23 protein-coding genes are annotated in these 17,227 nt (G+C 67.4%); 4 read left to right on the plus strand and 19 right to left on the minus strand.

The window, feature by feature from the left end; translation table 11 throughout:
• Positions 1-14 precede the first annotated feature (14 nt).
• Both HHUB_RS08840 and HHUB_RS08845 read right to left on the minus strand, forming a co-directional pair.
• On the minus strand, positions 15-1,940 hold the full coding sequence (locus HHUB_RS08840; protein WP_059057256.1) for a heavy metal translocating P-type ATPase: 1,926 nt from the start codon (positions 1,938-1,940) through the stop codon (positions 15-17).
• An 11-nt stretch (positions 1,941-1,951) separates the two neighbouring features.
• The gene (locus tag HHUB_RS08845; protein ID WP_059057257.1) at positions 1,952-2,164 is read right to left on the minus strand and encodes a heavy-metal-associated domain-containing protein; all 213 of its coding nucleotides are present in this window, start codon (positions 2,162-2,164) and stop codon (positions 1,952-1,954) included.
• 186 nt (positions 2,165-2,350) lie between these two features.
• Between HHUB_RS08845 and HHUB_RS08850 the strand changes: the two genes are divergently transcribed.
• The 3 genes from HHUB_RS08850 (at position 2,351) to HHUB_RS08860 (ending at position 3,849) form a co-directional block, all read left to right on the plus strand.
• Complete coding sequence (locus HHUB_RS08850) at positions 2,351-2,875, plus strand: ArsR/SmtB family transcription factor (RefSeq protein ID WP_059057258.1); 525 nt, start codon at positions 2,351-2,353, stop codon at positions 2,873-2,875.
• A gap of 161 nt (positions 2,876-3,036) precedes the next feature.
• On the plus strand, positions 3,037-3,324 hold the full coding sequence (locus HHUB_RS08855; protein ID WP_059057259.1) for a hypothetical protein: 288 nt from the start codon (positions 3,037-3,039) through the stop codon (positions 3,322-3,324).
• 3 nt (positions 3,325-3,327) lie between these two features.
• On the plus strand, positions 3,328-3,849 hold the full coding sequence (locus HHUB_RS08860; protein WP_059057260.1) for a winged helix-turn-helix transcriptional regulator: 522 nt from the start codon (positions 3,328-3,330) through the stop codon (positions 3,847-3,849).
• Here the strand turns inward: HHUB_RS08860 and HHUB_RS08865 are convergent.
• The 6 genes from HHUB_RS08865 to HHUB_RS08890 all read right to left on the minus strand — a co-directional run bounded on the left by HHUB_RS08865 (position 3,843) and on the right by HHUB_RS08890 (position 7,856).
• A complete protein-coding gene (locus HHUB_RS08865) occupies positions 3,843-4,388 on the minus strand; it encodes a hypothetical protein (protein ID WP_059057261.1) in 546 nt (181 codons plus the stop codon). The two genes, HHUB_RS08860 and HHUB_RS08865, sit on opposite strands and share 7 nt — an antisense overlap.
• Complete coding sequence (locus HHUB_RS08870) at positions 4,388-4,675, minus strand: hypothetical protein (protein ID WP_059057262.1); 288 nt, start codon at positions 4,673-4,675, stop codon at positions 4,388-4,390. Before HHUB_RS08870 ends, HHUB_RS08865 begins: the two co-directional genes overlap by 1 nt.
• On the minus strand, positions 4,659-5,528 hold the full coding sequence (locus tag HHUB_RS08875; protein ID WP_059057263.1) for an FAD:protein FMN transferase: 870 nt from the start codon (positions 5,526-5,528) through the stop codon (positions 4,659-4,661). The genes HHUB_RS08870 and HHUB_RS08875 overlap by 17 nt, the downstream gene beginning before the upstream one ends.
• Before the next feature lie 6 nt (positions 5,529-5,534).
• Positions 5,535-6,041: a hypothetical protein gene (locus tag HHUB_RS08880; protein WP_238323946.1), complete on the minus strand. Its 507-nt coding sequence runs from the start codon at positions 6,039-6,041 to the stop codon at positions 5,535-5,537.
• Positions 6,042-6,165: 124 nt separating this feature from the next.
• A complete protein-coding gene (locus HHUB_RS08885; RefSeq protein ID WP_143416379.1) occupies positions 6,166-6,771 on the minus strand; it encodes a hypothetical protein in 606 nt (201 codons plus the stop codon).
• 857 nt (positions 6,772-7,628) lie between these two features.
• Complete coding sequence (locus tag HHUB_RS08890; RefSeq protein ID WP_059057266.1) at positions 7,629-7,856, minus strand: hypothetical protein; 228 nt, start codon at positions 7,854-7,856, stop codon at positions 7,629-7,631.
• 101 nt (positions 7,857-7,957) lie between these two features.
• On the opposite strand from HHUB_RS08890, the gene HHUB_RS08895 reads away from it, so the two are divergent.
• Entirely contained in the window at positions 7,958-8,905 is a 948-nt protein-coding gene (locus tag HHUB_RS08895) for a D-2-hydroxyacid dehydrogenase (RefSeq protein ID WP_059057267.1), read from the plus strand.
• On the opposite strand, the gene HHUB_RS08900 is transcribed toward HHUB_RS08895, so the two are convergent.
• The 11 genes from HHUB_RS08900 to HHUB_RS08950 form a co-directional block, all read right to left on the minus strand.
• Positions 8,902-9,714, minus strand: coding sequence for a hypothetical protein (locus tag HHUB_RS08900; RefSeq protein WP_059057268.1), 813 nt, complete (start codon positions 9,712-9,714; stop codon positions 8,902-8,904). The genes HHUB_RS08895 and HHUB_RS08900 overlap by 4 nt on opposite strands.
• 45 nt (positions 9,715-9,759) lie before the next feature.
• A complete protein-coding gene (asd, locus tag HHUB_RS08905) occupies positions 9,760-10,791 on the minus strand; it encodes an aspartate-semialdehyde dehydrogenase (RefSeq protein ID WP_059057269.1) in 1,032 nt (343 codons plus the stop codon).
• 81 nt (positions 10,792-10,872) lie between these two features.
• Positions 10,873-11,052, minus strand: a complete 180-nt coding sequence (locus HHUB_RS08910) for a 30S ribosomal protein S17e (protein ID WP_059057270.1) — start codon at positions 11,050-11,052, stop codon at positions 10,873-10,875.
• Between the two features lie 440 nt (positions 11,053-11,492).
• A complete protein-coding gene (locus HHUB_RS08915) occupies positions 11,493-12,476 on the minus strand; it encodes a deoxyhypusine synthase (RefSeq protein ID WP_059057271.1) in 984 nt (327 codons plus the stop codon).
• A gap of 79 nt (positions 12,477-12,555) precedes the next feature.
• Positions 12,556-12,807 carry a type II toxin-antitoxin system HicA family toxin gene (locus tag HHUB_RS08920; protein ID WP_059057272.1) on the minus strand — a complete coding sequence of 84 codons (252 nt, stop codon included), beginning with the start codon at positions 12,805-12,807 and terminating at the stop codon, positions 12,556-12,558.
• Position 12,808: 1 nt separating this feature from the next.
• The gene (locus HHUB_RS08925) at positions 12,809-13,078 is read right to left on the minus strand and encodes a type II toxin-antitoxin system HicB family antitoxin (protein WP_059057273.1); all 270 of its coding nucleotides are present in this window, start codon (positions 13,076-13,078) and stop codon (positions 12,809-12,811) included.
• 73 nt (positions 13,079-13,151) lie between these two features.
• On the minus strand, positions 13,152-13,841 hold the full coding sequence (locus HHUB_RS08930; RefSeq protein WP_059057274.1) for a DUF447 domain-containing protein: 690 nt from the start codon (positions 13,839-13,841) through the stop codon (positions 13,152-13,154).
• Complete coding sequence (locus tag HHUB_RS08935; RefSeq protein WP_082687216.1) at positions 13,834-14,670, minus strand: triphosphoribosyl-dephospho-CoA synthase; 837 nt, start codon at positions 14,668-14,670, stop codon at positions 13,834-13,836. Before HHUB_RS08935 ends, HHUB_RS08930 begins: the two co-directional genes overlap by 8 nt.
• Positions 14,667-15,398, minus strand: a complete 732-nt coding sequence (locus HHUB_RS08940; RefSeq protein ID WP_059057276.1) for a tRNA-dihydrouridine synthase — start codon at positions 15,396-15,398, stop codon at positions 14,667-14,669. Before HHUB_RS08940 ends, HHUB_RS08935 begins: the two co-directional genes overlap by 4 nt.
• Complete coding sequence (gene cofD, locus HHUB_RS08945) at positions 15,398-16,405, minus strand: 2-phospho-L-lactate transferase (RefSeq protein ID WP_059057277.1); 1,008 nt, start codon at positions 16,403-16,405, stop codon at positions 15,398-15,400. The genes HHUB_RS08940 and cofD overlap by 1 nt, the downstream gene beginning before the upstream one ends.
• Positions 16,406-16,463: 58 nt before the next feature.
• Complete coding sequence (locus HHUB_RS08950) at positions 16,464-17,225, minus strand: DUF7537 family lipoprotein (protein ID WP_059057278.1); 762 nt, start codon at positions 17,223-17,225, stop codon at positions 16,464-16,466.
• Positions 17,226-17,227 lie beyond the last annotated feature (2 nt).

A 17,227-nucleotide genomic window follows, 5' to 3' on the forward strand; every position in this document is an offset into this window, starting at 1 on the left:
GTGATTCGATGCTGTCAGTAGCGCAGCAGCCGCATCCCGTTGCCGATGACCGCGAGGACGCTGGCCTCGTGGACGAGCATCCCGAGCGCGAGCGTGACGTAGCTCGTCAGGACCCCTGCCAGCAGGAGCGTCACCGTCAGCACCGCGAGGCCGACGTTCTCGAAGATGTTCCACCGGGTGGCCTTGCTGAGTTCGACGGCGTAGGGGATGCGGTCGAGGTCGTCCGCCATCAGCGCCATGTCCGCCGTCTCGATGGCGGTGTCGGTCCCGGCGGCGCCCATGGCGATGCCCACGTCGGCGGTCGCCAGCGACGGCGCGTCGTTGATGCCGTCGCCGACCATCGCCACGACGCGGCCGTCCTCGCGGTACTCCTCGATGACCGCCTGCTTGTCCTCGGGGAGCAGTTCCGCGCGGTAGTCGTCGATGCCGACCGCCTCGGCCACCGCGGCCGCGACGCGCTCGTTGTCGCCGGTCAGCATCACCGTCTCGATACCGGCGTCCTGGATCTTCTGGACGACGCCGGGCGCCGCCTCGCGGAGTTCGTCGCGCATGGCGATGGCGCCGACGACGACGCCGTCACGGACGACGTGGACGACAGTCTCGCCGCGCTCCTCGCGCTCACGGACGTAGTCGCCGACTTCCCCGGGGACCTCGACGTCGCGCTCGTCGAGCAACGAGCGGTTCCCGACGACGATTTCGCGGCCGTCGTGGCGTGCGACGACACCTTTGCCGGCGACGACGTCGAAGCTCTCGGGGTCGGGGACCGAACGTGCGTCCGCGGGTGCTGATTCGGTGTCTGCCTGGACGGCTTCTGTCCCGCCATCGGTGACTTCGACCGGGCGGTCCTGGGCCGCTTCGAGGATGGCGTCACCGAGGTGGTGTTCGCTCTTCTTCTCGGCGATGGCCGCGATTTCCAGCACCTCGCCGGTTCCGGCGTCGAACCCCGCGGCGTCGGCCACAGTCGTTTCGCCCTTGGTGAGCGTGCCGGTCTTGTCGAAGGCGACGAGGTCGATCTTGCCGGCCTGTTCGAGGTGCTCGCCGCCCTTCATGAGGACGCCCGAACGCGCTGCGTTGCCGATAGCCGAGACGATGCTGACCGGCGGCCCGATCACCAGCGCGCCCGGACAGCCGATGACCAGCAGCGTCAGTGACAGAATCGCGTTCTGTGTGACTGCGTAGGCGCCGACAGCCAGCGCGAGCACACCGGGCGTGTAGTACTTCGCGAAGCGGTCGATCAGGTTCTCGGTCGGCGACTGGGCCTCCTGTGCCTCCTCGACCCGCCGGATGATCCGCTGGAGCGTGGTGTCGGTGCCGGAGCCGGTCGTCTCGACCTCCAGCGAGCCCTCCTGATTGATCGTCCCGGCGTAGACCTCGTCGCCGTCGGCCTTGTGGACGGGCGCGCTCTCCCCGGTCACCGGCGCCTGGTTGACGGCGCTCTCGCCCTCGACGACGGCGCCGTCCACGGGAATCTTCTCGCCGGGTTTGACGACCACGACCTCGCCCGCTTCGACCTCGCGGGCCGGCACCTCTTGTTGCTCGCCGTCGCGGCGCACGGTGGCCGTGTCGGGCGTCATCTCCAGCAGTTCTTCGAGGGCGTTGCGCGTCTTCCGCATCGTCCGGCCTTCGAGGTACGACCCCAGCGCGAACAGGAAGACCACCGCGGCGGCCTCCCAGTACGAGCCGATTACGATTGCGCCGACGGCCGCCAGCGTCACGAGCGTCTTGATGCCGAGGGTCCGGCTCTTAACCTCGTGGTAGGCGGTCTTGGCGATGTCGTAGCCGCCGACGACCGCCGCGAGGACGAGGATCGCGGTGCTCGCGGTATCGAGGGTGGTGAGGTAGCCGAGGGTCCAGCCGCCGGCGTACAGCAGGCCGCTCACCGCGACGACGATGGCCTTCCGACGTTTGCGGTAGTACTGTTTGATTGATTGCGTATCCATGACCGTCCTCCTCAGGCGGGCTGGGGCGTGTAGCCCTGGTTCTCGATGGTCTGTTCGAACGTGGCGGGGTCGGCGACGCTGTCGTCGTAGTCGATTTCGACGCGACCAGTCGAGTAGTGGACCTCGACGTCTTCGACGCCCGCGACGTTCGAGAGGGCGCGTTCGACGGTGCTCGCACAGCTCGGGCAGTCGAAGTCCAGCACGCGGAGTTGGGTTTCGCTCATTACAGTTCTACGTAGCACCCATACACACTAAAGTATTTTTTAGATGATATGTTTGAATGGCTATACGGGGTGTTTGAGCGGACAGACGAGTCGTCTAGCGCTTCCACTGAATCGGCCGAGGGGGTGTCAAACAGGGTCTATGCAACTGTCGTTACTACTTAACGTACACGCGGCGTCGGTTCACGCATGAGCACGCCCGATACCGGGAACGACCTCGAAGACATCGCCGTTCGAGATACGCGGGTGTCGGATGCCATCGACGAACCGATGCGGGCGATGATTCTCGACATACTCGCCGACGAGACGCTGACAGCGAGCGACGTCCACGCCCGCCTCGCCGACAGGGGTATCGACCGGACGGAGAACACGGTGCGCCACCACATCAACGAACTTCGGGACGCCGGACTCGTAGACGTCGTCCGCTTCGAGGAAGGCCGTGGCGGGACGACGAAGTACTACGGGGCGAACACGACCGTCCTCTCGTACTCGCTTCCCGAGTCGGCCGACCCGGCTGTCGAGGAGATGGTTGATTCCGTCCAGCCGCAAGTCGAGGCTGCGCTCGCCACGCTGACTGACGAGTACGACGACGTGATCGACGACATCACGGCGGAGATGGAACCCTGCGAGCACTGCCGAACCCAGAAATACGAGACGTACGTGATGTTGACAGTCCTCCGACGGGCCTTCGTTCGAGCACAGCAAGACGGATAGCCCAGTCCGACCGGCCTCGCGTCTCGGCCGCACAGAGACCGTTCCTGCACCCCACCGCGTCGATTCGACGATTGGACGCCAATCGTTTTCCAGCATCCGCTCGTCGATTCAGCCATGTCGAGGACGATTCGGTCCCTGGCGACCACGATGTACCCCGAGATATGACAGTCGCGATGCTCCTCGAACAGTACGTCAGTCTGGGCATCTTTCTCATCGCGGGCGTGCTCAGCGGGCTGAGTTATCTGGCGTGGTATCGGGAACGGGACCGCCGAATGCGTGTCGTCACCGCCGGGTACGCGATGTTCGCCCTCTACGGGCTGGTCGTCTTCCTCGAATACCCCCTGCTCCCGTATCTCGGCGCGAGAACCGTCGAACTGCTCGAACACGGGAGTGCACTCCTCGTCCTCGCGGGCCTGTTGACGTTCTTCGTCGCGCTGACGAGAGACTGAGCAATGAACGAGGGAGACATCGAGGTGGAGTCTCGGCGAGCGATCTACCAGGAGATTGCCGACTCGCCCGGGATTCACTTCCGGGCGCTTCTGGACACGCTCCCGTACGCACAGGGGACGCTCCAGTACCACCTTCGCCAGCTCGCCGACGAGGACCTGATCGACGTCTCCGACGACGGCAAGTACACGCGCTACTACCCTGCTGCGGACTTCGACGAGGCGGAGCAGACGGTGATGAACGCGCTACGCCGCGAGTACAGCCGCCGCATTCTCGCGCACCTGCTCGCGGACGGCCCGCTCTCGACGACCGACCTGAGCGACCGCCTCGACAAAGCCCAATCGACGGTCTCCTGGCATCTCTCGAAACTGGCCGACGCTGACCTCGTCACCAAAGAACGGGACGGGCGACGCGTCGTCTACGACGTGGAGAACCCGGACCGCGTCAAGTATCTCTACACGATCCATCAGCAATCCTTCACCGACCGTGTCGTCGACCGGCTCCTCGGCCTCTGGGAGGGCTACTGACCAGCCGGCGCTACCAGCCCGTTCCCCCGGAGCACGAAGAGCCGCATCAGGAGCACGTACGCGAGAAACATCATCGAGGGACCGAGCAGCGGAACGACGAGGCCCGAGAGGTCAGTACCGATAGCGGCCGCGTGGATCGTCCCGAACGTGAAACCGCCGTAGGCGAAACTATGTACGACGCGGGGCCCCCACGGTCGGTCGAACCGCCCGGCGTCTGTGAACCCGAGTACGGCCACGACGAGCAGAAAGAGAGCGCCGACGCCGACCACGACGCCACCGAGGAAGTACGACGTCGAGTACGCCGGTGGGGGCGCCTGACCGGAAAGGACGAACCACGCGTCCAGGATTCCGAGGCCAGCGTGGAGGAGAGTGACGAGCGTCGCAAACACCGACACTTCGATGTGAACCCGACGGGCGGCCTCGTGGAGCGTGCCGAACGCCTCCGTGTTGTAGAAGATTCCTGTGAGGACCGACAGGTACAGCGCCGGGTAGGCGACGAGCGCCGCGCCCCGGTCCAAGAGCCAGACGAGTTGCGACATCACGAGGCCCCCGTCGTAGCGACCACGTCTGGACACCCGTCCGCATCCTGAAATCCGTTCTCGGTTTCCGGCCGCGTCGGGCACCTGTCGGTCGAATCAGCGACGCCATCGCCGTCGTAGTCGTTCGGCGCCTGCCGTGTCGCCACCGGCTGATTGACTACCTCCGTCTGTTTCTCCTCAGTCGCATAAGTCGCCCGAACGTTGCTGACCTGCCAGAGAACCGGCGTTGCTGCGACCAGAAGTACGACCGCGGCGACGGAGATGCGTTGCTTACGTGTCCAGGACATGAGTTGTGAAATTCTCGGTCGCGTGGAAGACACCATCGTGGATGATGAGCGCTTCCAGGCCGGGCCAGTCCGCCGCGAGTGACTCGGCGTCGGCGAGCGGGAGAGCCGCCAGCGTCGTCGCGAGCGCGTCCGCTTCCATGCAGTCACGTCGAGCGACGACAGTTACTGACTCGTGTCGGGAGCCGAGGCGTTCTGTCGCCGGGTCGTAGATGTGGTCCGTTCCGCGACGTTCACGCTGATAGCCGCCCGAAGTAGCGACGTTCCACTCGGTGTCCAATACTTTCAGCGGGGTGTCGTCACCGTACGGACTCTCGATAGCGACTGGACCCATCGGGGGAGACATATCACCGCCGCCACTGACGAATCCACGGCGGCCGAATCCGTCGAGTGCGCCAGCAGCCTGATCCACGATGTAGCCCTTGGCGAGACCATTCAAGTCGAGCGGAACGGTTGTCCGCACGTGGGTGTCGTCGACGGTGACAGCACCAGTATCGAATGCCTCGGGAGGCGACGCCCGGTCACCACGCAGGAATGCTTTGAGGTCGTGTTCGACCCGTCCCTGATGGATGTCGAAGACGTGGTCGGTGCGCTCGTAGTATTCGAGGCCACGACGCACGAGCCGAGCGACGTGCTCGTTGTCGACCGCCCCATCGTCGTTGAGGTGACTCACGGCACTCGTCTCGTCGAACGCGTTCAGTTGCTCTTCGAGGGCTTCCGCGGTCCGTCGGGCCACAGATGCTGTACGACCGGCTCGCAGCCCGCTCGCTCGAATGCGGAACTCCGTATCACAGCAGCGGAACTCCCGGACTTCCTCGCCGAATCGCTCGTCTCCCGACACGAGATGGGGCTTCATCGTGATTTATTCCTCCCCCTCTTCAGCCGCTTCGGCCTCTTCGTGTTCCTCTTCCGCCTCTTCGTGTTCGTCGCCGCCTTCACCCTCTTCGTGTTCCGCTTCCTCGTGTTCGCCTTCTTCGTAGCCAGATTGGGTTTGGACAGCAGGGGTGAAGTTCTGGTTTGGAGCGGGGGCGTCACCGGCCAACTGCTGTGAGGTGGACGCATCCGCGTCGGAGACCGCGTTGCCCGTGTCTCCTGTAGTGGCGAATCCGAGACCGGGGAACGCGAGGCCGGCAGCGACGACGGTCGTCAACAGCGCCCCCGCGAGTGTGAACGCGACGAGTCGATTGTTGGGGACTGGAATGTTCATTGGTGTTGCTGGGGCGTCCGTGTCGTAGCGGGGGTGCTCGTCTTCGCTGTCCGTGCCTTCGCCGGGGCCGCCATCGGTCCCGTCCTCAGTTGGAGTCGCGGGATTATCTTCGTCATTACAACCGAACCCACCTCCTGACAGAGAAAGTGTATTCGCGTCCAACTATCGAATTGTCGTACAATCGTCGAATCCCCGGCCACCGCTCGCAAGCACCAGCACGACATCGAGAGTCGGGCAATTGCTAGAGGATGCGCTTCTCCGGACTTGTCGTTCTCCTCTGAGCGAGTCAGGTGACAGCCCCCCGAATCCGGGAGCCGCCGTAGAAGCCGAGCAGCACGGCTACTCGACTTCCCACGTACGCGAGTGCATAAATCATCCCAGCCACCGGATGATAGACTAACAGCACGAAGTACGTGCCAAACGTCAGAAACGGGCCGAGGGTACGGGCCGCCGGAGTGTCGTTCAGCCGCCTCACTGAGTCGAACCGCTGGATGAAATACGGAAGCCCCGCACCGAGCGCTACGGCTGGGACAACACCACTGAATGCGAGGAACGCCGACTGCGGATCTGCGTTCACAGCGGCGTCAGTCACGATTCCGAGCGCGGAAGCGAACCAGAGGAGCAGAACGAATTGAACGACAGCCATCCCGACCTGAACGAAACCAAGAGCGAACGTCCGGCTCGTCGTGAAATCTACGTCGTCATCTACGAGCCGTGTGTACGCCTCCCAGTATCGACCGAATCCCCAGTACATCGCCGCTCCAGCGAGCGTCGTTAACACTCCGAGACTGACCCAGACGATGTCCCCTTGCGCTACGCTGAATCCCGCAAGAACAAGCCCGAGCGGAACGAGTGCGGCGGAAAGCATCTGAAGAATTCGCTGTCTGTTCACGGACATGGAGTCGAACGTTCGGTAAAAATACATTGGGGGATCGTGGCTGAGCTCGGTCAGCGACGAGATGTCAGCGAATCTGGATGGAAATACGGCGGTTACGCAGTCCAGAAACGTACGCCTGCGACACTACCGGGCGACAATCCACGAGTGGGCTCGGCGAAACTGAAATCGACAGTTGTTCGGCGACCGAGCGGTCCGAAGGACCCGGTAGGTCGCCGATTCACTCGCGCGAGCGGATGTGAGCGCGAGGCCGACGAGCGACTAAGCGTCGAAGGCGCGCTGGAGTGGTTCGAAAGGCGCGAAGCGCCTTTCGTCATCACGAAAGACGGCTCTGCCGTCTTTCGAACGATGAGGAGTGCTTTTGGCCGAGCTTTTGCAAGCGAGCAACGCGGGACGCTTAGCGTCCCGCGGGCGGTACGGGCGACTCGCGGGTCGCCCGTACAACGAAGCGAGCGCTGCAAAAGGTCGTAATGTACGCCCGCGACACTAACGACCGACCTCATCCGTGGGCGGCGTGCCCCGTCGGCCGGGAAACCCTCGTGGCGGGCGGGGGCTTCCATAGGAAGCCCCAGATGCCGAGCCGGTGTGAACCGGCGAGGCGGGAGTGCTCGAAGAGCACTCCGAATGCCGAAGCGGCGATAGCCGCTGAGGCGGGCGGTTCGGTAGAACCACCAGATGCCGAGGCGGTGAGACCGCCTCGCTGCGTGGTGTGTGACGCCACCAGCCGGGCAGCCGTCGGGCTGCCGGAGTGTCGCACGCCGGGGTTCTCCGAGCGGTCATCGCGTCCGCGTGGACAGACTCGGCCGGGGACAAACGGCGCGCGTAGCGTCGTAGGCGGCCGCGTAGAAAGAGGGTTACGCCTCTGCGCGCTCGGTGAGCGCGTACACCTGTTCTTTGGTCTCGCAGAGCCCGCAGACGCACTCGGCGAGGCCGGCGTCGTCGAGTTCCGCGAGCGCGTCCGCGGCGTCGGCTTCCGAGAGGCGCGCCTCCTCGGCCACTTCGGCCGGGGAGAGCGGACCGCAGTTGTCGAGCACGACGCGCGCGAGTTTCGCCGCGCACGACAGTGCTTCGGACTCACTCATCACTTCGGCGTAATCGACACGCGTCAAAAACCCTTCGTAAAGCGGCGAGTAGGGCGCCTGTCGCGCAACGCTTACTGTCGTCGGCGCCGACCGGCGAGGCGATGCCAGACATCACAGTCCTGCGGACGGGCGCGCACGGCACGCCGATGTCGGAGTACGCCGCGGCGCTGCGCGAACGCCTCCCCGAGTGCGACGTCGCGCTCGCGCGGACGCCCGCCGACGAGCGCGACCTCGTCGCGGACGCTCGCGTGGTGACGGGCGTGGACATCGACGAGGCCCTGCTCTCGGAAGCCGACGAACTGGAGCTGTTCGCGGGCGCGTACGCCGGCTACGAGCACCTCCCGCTGGACGCGCTCCGCGAGCGCGGCGTCGCCGTGACGAACGCCGCGGGCGTCCACGCGCCCAGCGCCGGCGAGCAGGTCCTGGGCTACCTGCTGACGTTTGCGCGACGCCTCCACGAGGGGTGGCGGCGCCAGCAGCACCGCGAGTTCCGCCACTACCGCGCGGGCGAGCTGAAGGGCTCGACGGTGACCGTCGTCGGTCTCGGCGCCATCGGGCAGGGCGTCGTCCAGCGCCTGCAGGGGTTCGACGTGGACACAATCGGCGTGCGGTACACGCCCGAGAAGGGCGGTCCGACCGACGAGGTCGTCGGTTTCGACGACGAGGCGCTCCACGACGCGTTCGCGCGCACCGACTACCTCGTGCTGGCGTGCCCGCTGACGGACACCACCCGCCACCTCGTGGACCGCGCGGCGCTGAACACGCTGCCGCCGGAGAGCGTGCTGGTGAACGTCGCGCGCGGCGGCGTCGTGGACACGGACGCGCTCGTCTCGGCGCTCCGCCGGGAGGACCTGCGGGGCGCCGCGCTGGACGTCACCGACCCCGAGCCACTCCCCGAGGACCACCCGCTGTGGAACTTCGAGAACGTCGTCGTGACCCCGCACACGGCGGGGCAGACGCCCGAGTACTGGAACCGGCTCGCCGACATCCTCGCGACGAACGTCCCGCGGCTGGATGCCGACGAGGAACTGCAGAACCGCGTCGCCTAGCCCTCGACGTAGCCGAGCCACGCGAACAGCCCACCGAACACGCACGCGAAGGCGGCGACGTAGACGCCGATGCCGACGGCGTCGCCGGACTCGTTGGCCGCGAAGTACAGGAACGCCGCGGCGAGCGCGAACGACCCGACCGCGAACGCGTACAGCGTCCGCGCAATCGTCGGGTTCCGGTCGCTCTCCGGCGGCTCGGCGTCGCTGGATTCGAGCGCGGTGCGGATGCGGCCGGCGTCCCCGCGGGGGACCGAGACGATTCGCGGGTCGGACGCGCCGCCGGCGCCGTCGTGATAGCGAACGCGCAACACGGCGACTGGTCCGAGGTCGTAGCGGTTCACGCGCTCGACAGCTGCGAGAGACGCCTCGCGGTTGTTCACCTCGAAGCGGCTGTCCTCCGTGTCCACGGAGCCCTCGCTGCGGAGCGCGGCGGCGACCGGGAGGGCAACGAGGACGGCAAGGAACATGCTCGCGAAGACGACCCACACGGGGGCATCGAGTACGACCGCGGCGGCGAAGACGACCGCCCACGCGACGCTCGGACCGACGAGTTCGCGCGCCGAGAAGAACCCACTCTCGACCTGCGCGAGGGCGGCGTGCGTCGCGAGCCGGCGCGCGCCGAGCAGCCCGAACCCCAACAAGAGCGCGAGGATGGCGAACTCGCCGGCGAGCAGGGAGCCGGCGACGACGAACAGCGCGAGCGCCGCGAACACGACGAACAGCCCGCCGATGGCGCCGAAGGCGACGAGCGCGAGCGTGCGCAGCAGCCGGCTCGTCTCGGCGGTGAACGTCCACTCGACGCGAGTCACGGCAGAGGGTTCGCGGAACCGACAGTTAAAACGAGCGGGGGCGTCTCAGACCCAGCCCTCGCTGGCGAGCAGTTCGCCGTTGAGGAGGCTGGCGCCGGCGGCGCCGCGGATGGTGTTGTGCGCGAGGCAGTTGTACTGGATGCCCGTGTCCGTCTCCTGGATGCCGCCGGCGGCGACGGCCATCCCGCCGCCGAGCATCCGGTCGAGGCGCGGCTGCGGGCGGTCGGGCTCCTCGAAGACGTGGACGAGCTGGTTGGGCGCGCTCGGCAGGTCCAGCGTCGGCGCGTCCTCGAAGGCTTCGGCGACCTCCTCGGGCGTCGGCTCCTCGCGGGTCTCCACGAAGACGTTCTCCAGGTGGCCGTCCAGCGTCGGGATACGGTTGCAGGAGGCGGAGACGCTGGCGTCGTGCCACGACACTTCCGAATCCGCGAACTCCCCGAGGAGCTTGCGGGACTCGGTCTCCATCTTCGCTTCCTCGCCGCCGATGTGCGGGACGGCGTTGTCGATGATTTCCATCGACGTCACGCCCGAGTAGCCCGCGCCCGAGACCGCCTGGAGCGTGGAGACGTGGACGCGTTCGAGGCCGAACTGCCGGAGCGCCGCGAGCGTCGGCACCATCGTAATCGTCGAGCAGTTCGGGTTCTTCACGAGCGCGCCGTCCCAGCCGCGCTCGTCGCGCTGCACGTCGATGAGGTCGAGGTGGTCGGCGTTCACCTCGGGAATCACGAGCGGCACGTCGTCGGCCGCCCGGTCGTTACTGGAGTTCGAGGAGACGACGAACCCCGCCTCGCAGAGCGCGGGTTCGACGCGCTCGCCGACGCTGGACGGCAGCGCGGAGAACAGGAGGTCGGTGTCGTCGGGAATCTCGTCGGGGTCGGTGTCGCGCACCTCGACCTCGGCCACGTCCTCGGGAATCGGCGTGTCGAGGCGCCACTTCGCCGCCTCGCGGTACCGCTTCCCCGCGCTCTCCGGGCTCGCAGTCAGCACTGAGAGTTCGAACTCCGGGTGGCCGTCCAGCAACTGGATGAATCGCTGGCCGACCGCGCCAGTCGCTCCGAGTACGCCGACAGATGTCATACCACCCTCTCAGAACCGGGTAGTGAAACCCCTTCGGGTGGTGGAAAATTCAGCACGTTCCCCGGCGGGCGCCGCGGGAATCTACTCGCGCTTGTGCGTGATGTAGCCCGCGATACGGTTGCGGACCGGCTTCGACTCGACGTTCGTGAGCTCGGTGACGGCTTCCTTGTTGTGCTCGAAGTCTTCGCGGCTGAACGCGTCGGGGTATCGCTCCATGAGGATGTTCCCCGTCTTCTTGACGTAGTCGGGCTTGATGGCCATACGGTCTGGTTCATTCGCCGCGCGTTAAAAGGATTCGTTTCGCGAGCACGACCCGGTTTCTGGAAGGGAATCTGAGTGAGCGACGTTAACGACGTCAACACCTCGAAAGCCCCCGTGCTGCCGACTCCCGGGACTCGCTGTGCTCCTCGGCCTAGGGCCTGCGGTGCTTGCGTCGTCCGGGTTCGTCGGCAGCACGGCCCCTTTCTGTCCACCCAGTTACCGGCTGACCAACCGGCTACGGGTAGGACTGAGCGAACGCTACGCGTTCGCGAGGGTCGGAAGACGAACGTAGTGAGTCTTCCGGGACTGAAAGGGGCGAGGCTGTAGACGAAGGCAGGCGAAGTAAGCACCGCAGCGTAGCGAGGAGCGCAGCGAGCCTCCCGAGTCTACAGCCTCGGGGCTTTCGAGGAGAACGAGCCGAAGAAATCAGTTACGGCGCGCTACTCCGAGTCGCGCTCGAACGCGCCGGCGACCAGCAGCGGGAAGACGAGCGTGGCTTCGGCCTCGATCTGGGTGTAGTTGGTCTCGGTCTCGTCCTTGATTTTCCCCCACGAGACGGCTTCCTCGGGCGGCGCGCCCGAGAGGGAGCCGTCGCCCTCCATGCCGGTGGAGATGTAGACGGCGTACTCGGCGCCGCCGCGGAAGAGGTTCGTCATGATAGCGTGGTGCTTGGGGACGCCGTCGCCGACCGCGATGAGGCCCGTGGTGTCCGCGAGCAGCCCTTCCTCGATGAGCGTGTCGTAGTCGTCGACGATTTCGATGCCGACGTCGGAGTCGTAGCCCTGCCGGTAGTAGTAGAGGAAGTTCCCGATTTCGGCGTCCGTGAGCGCCGGGCAGAACACGGGGACGTCCTGGTCGGCGGCGTTCTTGAGGACGGAGTCCTCGTCGTCTAAGGTTTCGCCGAGTTCCTTTGCGAACTCGGTGGGCGTGCGGACCTTCTCCTCGGCGAAGAAATCCTCGAAGAAGTCGTAGAGGTACTCCTCCAGCCAGACGTAGCGGTCCGAGGGCACGAAGATGTTGCCGAGGCGGTTGATGCCCTCCTCGCGGAGCGCGGCCTCGTCGGCGTCCCACTCGCCCATCTTGAACGGCTTCGCGGTCTTGATGACGTCCTCGGTCAGGGAGCCGGAGGTGGTGATGATGACGTCGACGTGGCCCTCGCGGACGAGGTGCGCGACGACCTCCCGGAGCCCCGAGGAGATGATGTTCGACGTGAACGTCAGGTAGACGGTGGCGTCGTCGTCCTGCATATCCCGCACGATGTCGACGCCCTCCGCGAGATGCGTCGCCTGGAAGCCCGTGGTCGCGTACGCGTCCAGCATCTCGAAGAAGTCGAAGTCGCCGCGGAAGTCGTAGCCGCGGACGTCCTCGGTGCCCAGCTCGCCGTCCGAGCCCGGGAGGACGTTCTCGCGTGTCTCGTCGGTCATGCCACCGACTAGTGGCCGCGCGAATTTGAACGTCCCGACATGCGACCGGCTACGAACGTGGTGACCCCTCAAAACAGAACTACGCGTTGCGGTCGATCCACTCACAGAACGCGTCGAATTCACGGGCGCCAGCACTCTCCGCGATACCGCGGAGCGTTCCCGTTCGCAGTTCGTCGTGCAGCGGAACGGTCACCTGTCGCTGGTCGTCGTCGTTCGTCGGATGCTCGTAGTACAGCTGCGCGTGGTCGCCGGTCGTTCGACGCCACTCGAAGCCGCCGTGGTTGACGAGAACGCGCACGACTTCGGCGCCGGAGAACGTTCGCCGCCCCATCTCAGTCGAGCACGTCCGGCGGTTCGTCGTCGGCGGTCTCGTTGTCCGCGGGGTCGACGCCGAGTTCTCGGAGTTCCTCGGGAGTCGGCTCCCGACCAGCGTCGCCCTCGTGGAGCGAAACGGCGTCGTCGAGGTTCGCCAGCGCGTCCTCCCGAGTCTCGCCCTGCGTCGTGACGCCGGTTTCGACGTCCTCCGCGACCCACCAGCCGTCCTCGCGCCAGAGGCGGATTTCGTCCTCGTGGGCCTCGCCGTTCCGCGTGGAACTCGCCATCACGACACGGTTGGTCGACCAACCGTATAAGGATTCGGCGGGGAGGCGGCGCGGTGCGCAGTTCTACCGGTAGCTACCACTCGCCGTCGACGTACTCGCGCACTCGCTGGATGGCTTCGCGTTCGCGCTCGCCGCCGCACTTGCGCGCGACGCCCGCGAAGAATCGCAGGCGTTCGCGCAACGTCTCGGTGTCGTAGGCGGGCACGTCCAGCCGCGACGCGGCGACCGTCGCCTCCACGACCGCGTTGAAGCCGCGGTTTATCGTCGCCGGCGACGCCCGCACGACCTCGCTCTCGACGGGGCGGAGTTCCCAGTGCTCGCGCCGCGTGCCGTCGTCCTCGTCCGTCCCGACGTGTTCGACCTCCACCTCGGCCCACGCGTCCGCCGCGTCCAGCACGCGCTCGCGCTCCTCGCGAATCGAGAGCGCGGCGTCCGCGAACACGACGGGATCGGAGACGAACTGGACGTAGCCGCCGCCCTCGCGGTGGAAGTTCCGGCGCGTGCGCGTGTTCCCCCACGTCGTCGCGGTCGCCGTTTCCCCGTCCTCGGGAGCTGCTCGCGGCTCGCTGCGCTCACGGCTCGCTACGCTCGCCGTTCGTCGTTCCGTGCTCTCCCTGCGGTCGAGCACGCTCTCGCCGCTCGCTCGTTCGGCGCCTGCGGGCGCCCGTACCCCCAGCGCTGCGACGTTCCACAGGTCGTTCGGCCCGCGCGTCGTCACGACCGTCTCCGTCGTCCCGCGGAGCGAGACCGGCCACTCAGCCACGGACGGACACCCCGCGTTCGAGCGCGACGAACACCGCGGCGGCGGTGAGGTCCGCGGTCGTCCCGGGGTTGATGCCGCGCTCCACGAGGTCGTCGGCGAACTCTCGAACTTCGTCGGCGTCGGCGCGCTGCAGGGAGAGCGCGCGCTCCTGGACCTCGCGGGCGACGCCCTCGCCGTGCTCGGTGACGACGAGCGTATCGAATTCCTCGGCGAGCAGCGTGAGGAACGCCGACGCTGCGCGGTCGGCGAGCGGCCCACGTCCCGCCTCGATGCGGGCGGCTGCGCGGAACACGCGCGGGAAGCCCTGGAGCCACTCGCGGGCGTTGGCGTCGTGGTCGGTGCTGAGGTCCATCACGTCTTCGAGCGTGAGGCCGCGCTCGCGGAGCGCGGGAATCGCGGCCGCGCCGCGGCGCGCGTCGAGCGCGTCGATACCCTCGGGCGGGTCGGGGACTGCGACTTCGGCGTGCTCGAACGCGCGGTAGAACGCTTCGGCGTCCGCGACGGTCGTCGCCTCGACGACCTCGGTGACACCTTCGGGCGAGAGGTCGCCACGAGACGCGGCGCGCACGAGCGGCGTCAACAACAGCAGGCAGCCGAACTGCGTGTTCGTCCCGCTACCGTCGGCCATCCCCGCGACGGCTGTCTCGAAGGCGTCCCCGACCGGGCCGTCCTCGGCGGCTTCGAGGCCGTCGCGCGCGCCCACGGCGCCGGCGAGGAACTGCTCGAAGTGGAGGTCCGCGAGGTCGCGCTCGCGGTCGACGTTCCCCGGCTTGGGCGTGCCCGCGACCTCCACGAGCAGCGCGAGTTCGGCGTGCTCGGCGGGCGTCACAGGAACCACTCCTTGACCGCGGCGTACACCGACTGCACCTTCTCGGGGTCGCGGCTCGGCCGGCCGACGCTGACCGCGTCCGCGCCGTACGCGAGGTACTCGAAGACGTCCTCGCGGTCGCGGACGCCGTTGTTCGCGACGACGAAGCAGTCCGTGGCTTCGGCGACGTCGCGGACGACGCGCCGGGAGTCCATCGCGTCCACGTGAATCGCGTCGGCGCCGGCGCGCTCGATGGCTTTCGCGAGCGTCGGCAAGTGGACGCCCTCGACTTCCGCGCGCACCTTCACGGAGACCGCAGCGCCCGCGTCGCTGGCCGTCTCGACCTGCTCGCAGAGCCGCTCGGTGTCTCGGAGGAGGGTTTCGCCGGCGCCGGCGTCGCACATCTCGTCCTGCCGGCAATGCGCGTTCACCTCGAGCATCGCGTCGTGGTCGGCGCAGACCACTGCGACCTCCCGGAGCGGGTCGAGTTCGACCGCGCGGACGTTCATGCCCGCGCGGAGGAACGCGTCGTCGAGTTCGGCGAGCTGGTCGTCGACGAACACGATTGGGTCGTCGGGGAGGAACTCCTCGCGGTCGCGTTCGACCATCTCACGGGCGGCGTCGCGGGTCGGTTCGTCGATGGCGATGCCGCCGAGAAACGCCGCTCCGGCGGGGCGCGCGCAGGCCTCCGCCCACTCGGCGTCGGACTCGCCGCTGAGGCTCGCGAGCGCGACGCGCGGCGCGAACATCAGGCCACCTCCCCGCTGGCGCGCTCGACGGCCTGCTGGCACGCGCGAGCGACGCGCTCGGCGTCCGCGTCGTCGTTCATCTCGGTGTCCGTGCGGACGACGGGCCGGTCGAGGCTCGTGTTGTCGGCGTCGTCGAGCACGAACGCGTCCGCGAACGGGTAGGCGTCCGCGACGCCCGCCGTCGACGGCTCGTAGCCCACTGCGTCCATCAGTTTCGCCGCTGGCCCCGAGAACACTTCGTCCTCGACGAACGGCGAGACGGCGACCACGGTGGTCTCGCGGAGCGCCTCGCGAACGCCGTCGAGCGCGAGCATCGGGCCGATACTCGTGACGGGGTTCGACGGGCCGATGACCACGGGGCCGTCCCGGAGCGCCTCGAGGGCGGCGTCGCTCGGGGCGGCTCGGTCGGCGCCGCGGAATTCCACGTCCTCGACCGCGGGCTCGCCGTCCTCGGCGACCCAGAACTCCTGGAAGTGGACGGGGCCGTCGGGCGTGTGGACGATGGTCGCGACGGGGTCGTCGCTCATCGGCACCACGTCGGCGGTGACGTCGAAGGCGTCCGCGAGCGTCCGCGTGACCTCGGTGAGAGAGTTGCCCTCGTCGAGGAGGCTGGTGCGGAGGACGTGGACCGCGCGGTCGCGGTCCCCGATGAACATGAACTCCGACGCCGCCGAGAAGCGCCGCCAGCGCGCGAGGTCGCGGCCCGCGGTCTGTCGGTCGTCGGGGAGGTAGCGCGGACCCGGTTCGATGCCCGCCTCCCGGGAGAGGTCCGTGAGGTAGTCGTGGGTCGTCGCGTCGTCGCCCTCGATGCCCCACCACGTCTCGCGGTCCAGCACGCCGCCGCCCTCGAACAGCACGGTGTCGACGTCGGGACAGACGAACAGGCCACCGAGCTCCACGTCGTCGCCGGTGTTCGCGACGACCGTGGCGTCGGCGGGGTCGAAGACCTCGCGGCCGCCCGCGAGGAGCTTGGGGGTACCCGTCCCCCCGGCGAGGAACGTCGTCATGGCTCGTCGTCGGTGCGCGGTCGGGTAAACCCTTGCGTCACCGAAGCGAGCGGGAGAATCAGGCGGAAGTGTTCGCGCGCGCCTCGTCGAGCCACGCGGGCTCGGAGACCTCCGTCGAGCCCACGTCGAGGTACTGCTGGTTCAGGGACGCCGACGCTTCGCCGTCGCCCGTATCGATGGACAGCGAGTACCCGAACTCGGTCACGAGCCCGTCGTCGGTGACGCGGACCTCCGAGCTGACGTTCGTGAGGTTACTCGTGTCGAGGTTGGCGAAGCCGGGCGCTGACTCGTTGATTGCATCGACGCCGTTGGCCTCGTAGACGTGAACCGTCGTTCCGTCGGCGCTCTCAGTGCCGTTGTAGGAGAACGCGAACAGGCCGACGAACGACGCCAGCTGGTCGCCCGCGAGCTGGGTGGTGTTCGGGGTCTGCTGGGGGACCGCGTACTGCGTCTGGTTACCCACAGTGACGCGCTGGAACGCCGTCCCGTTGCCGTAGCCGTACTGCAGGACGTTCTGACCGCGGACCGTCCGGTTGGAGAGGTACGCGCCGGAGTCGAGGTCGACCGCCGTCGAGCCCTCGCGGGTGAACGACTGGCCGGCCTGCGTCTGCGTCGACGTGGAGACGAGCGTGAACGACCCGGCCTCGCGGACCACGGCCTCGTGGTTCTGTGCGACCGTCGTTCCGTTCAGCGGCGACTCGTACACTGCGTCGGCGCCGGTCGCGGTCCCGGGCGCCGTCGTCCCGGCGCCCCCGCCGGCGCTACAGCCGGCGAGCACGAGGAGAGCGGCGACCGCGACAGCCGCAATCTGTTTTCGCATGC

The sequence above is a fragment of the Halobacterium hubeiense genome, assembly GCF_001488575.1.
GTDB lineage: Archaea > Halobacteriota > Halobacteria > Halobacteriales > Halobacteriaceae > Halobacterium > Halobacterium hubeiense.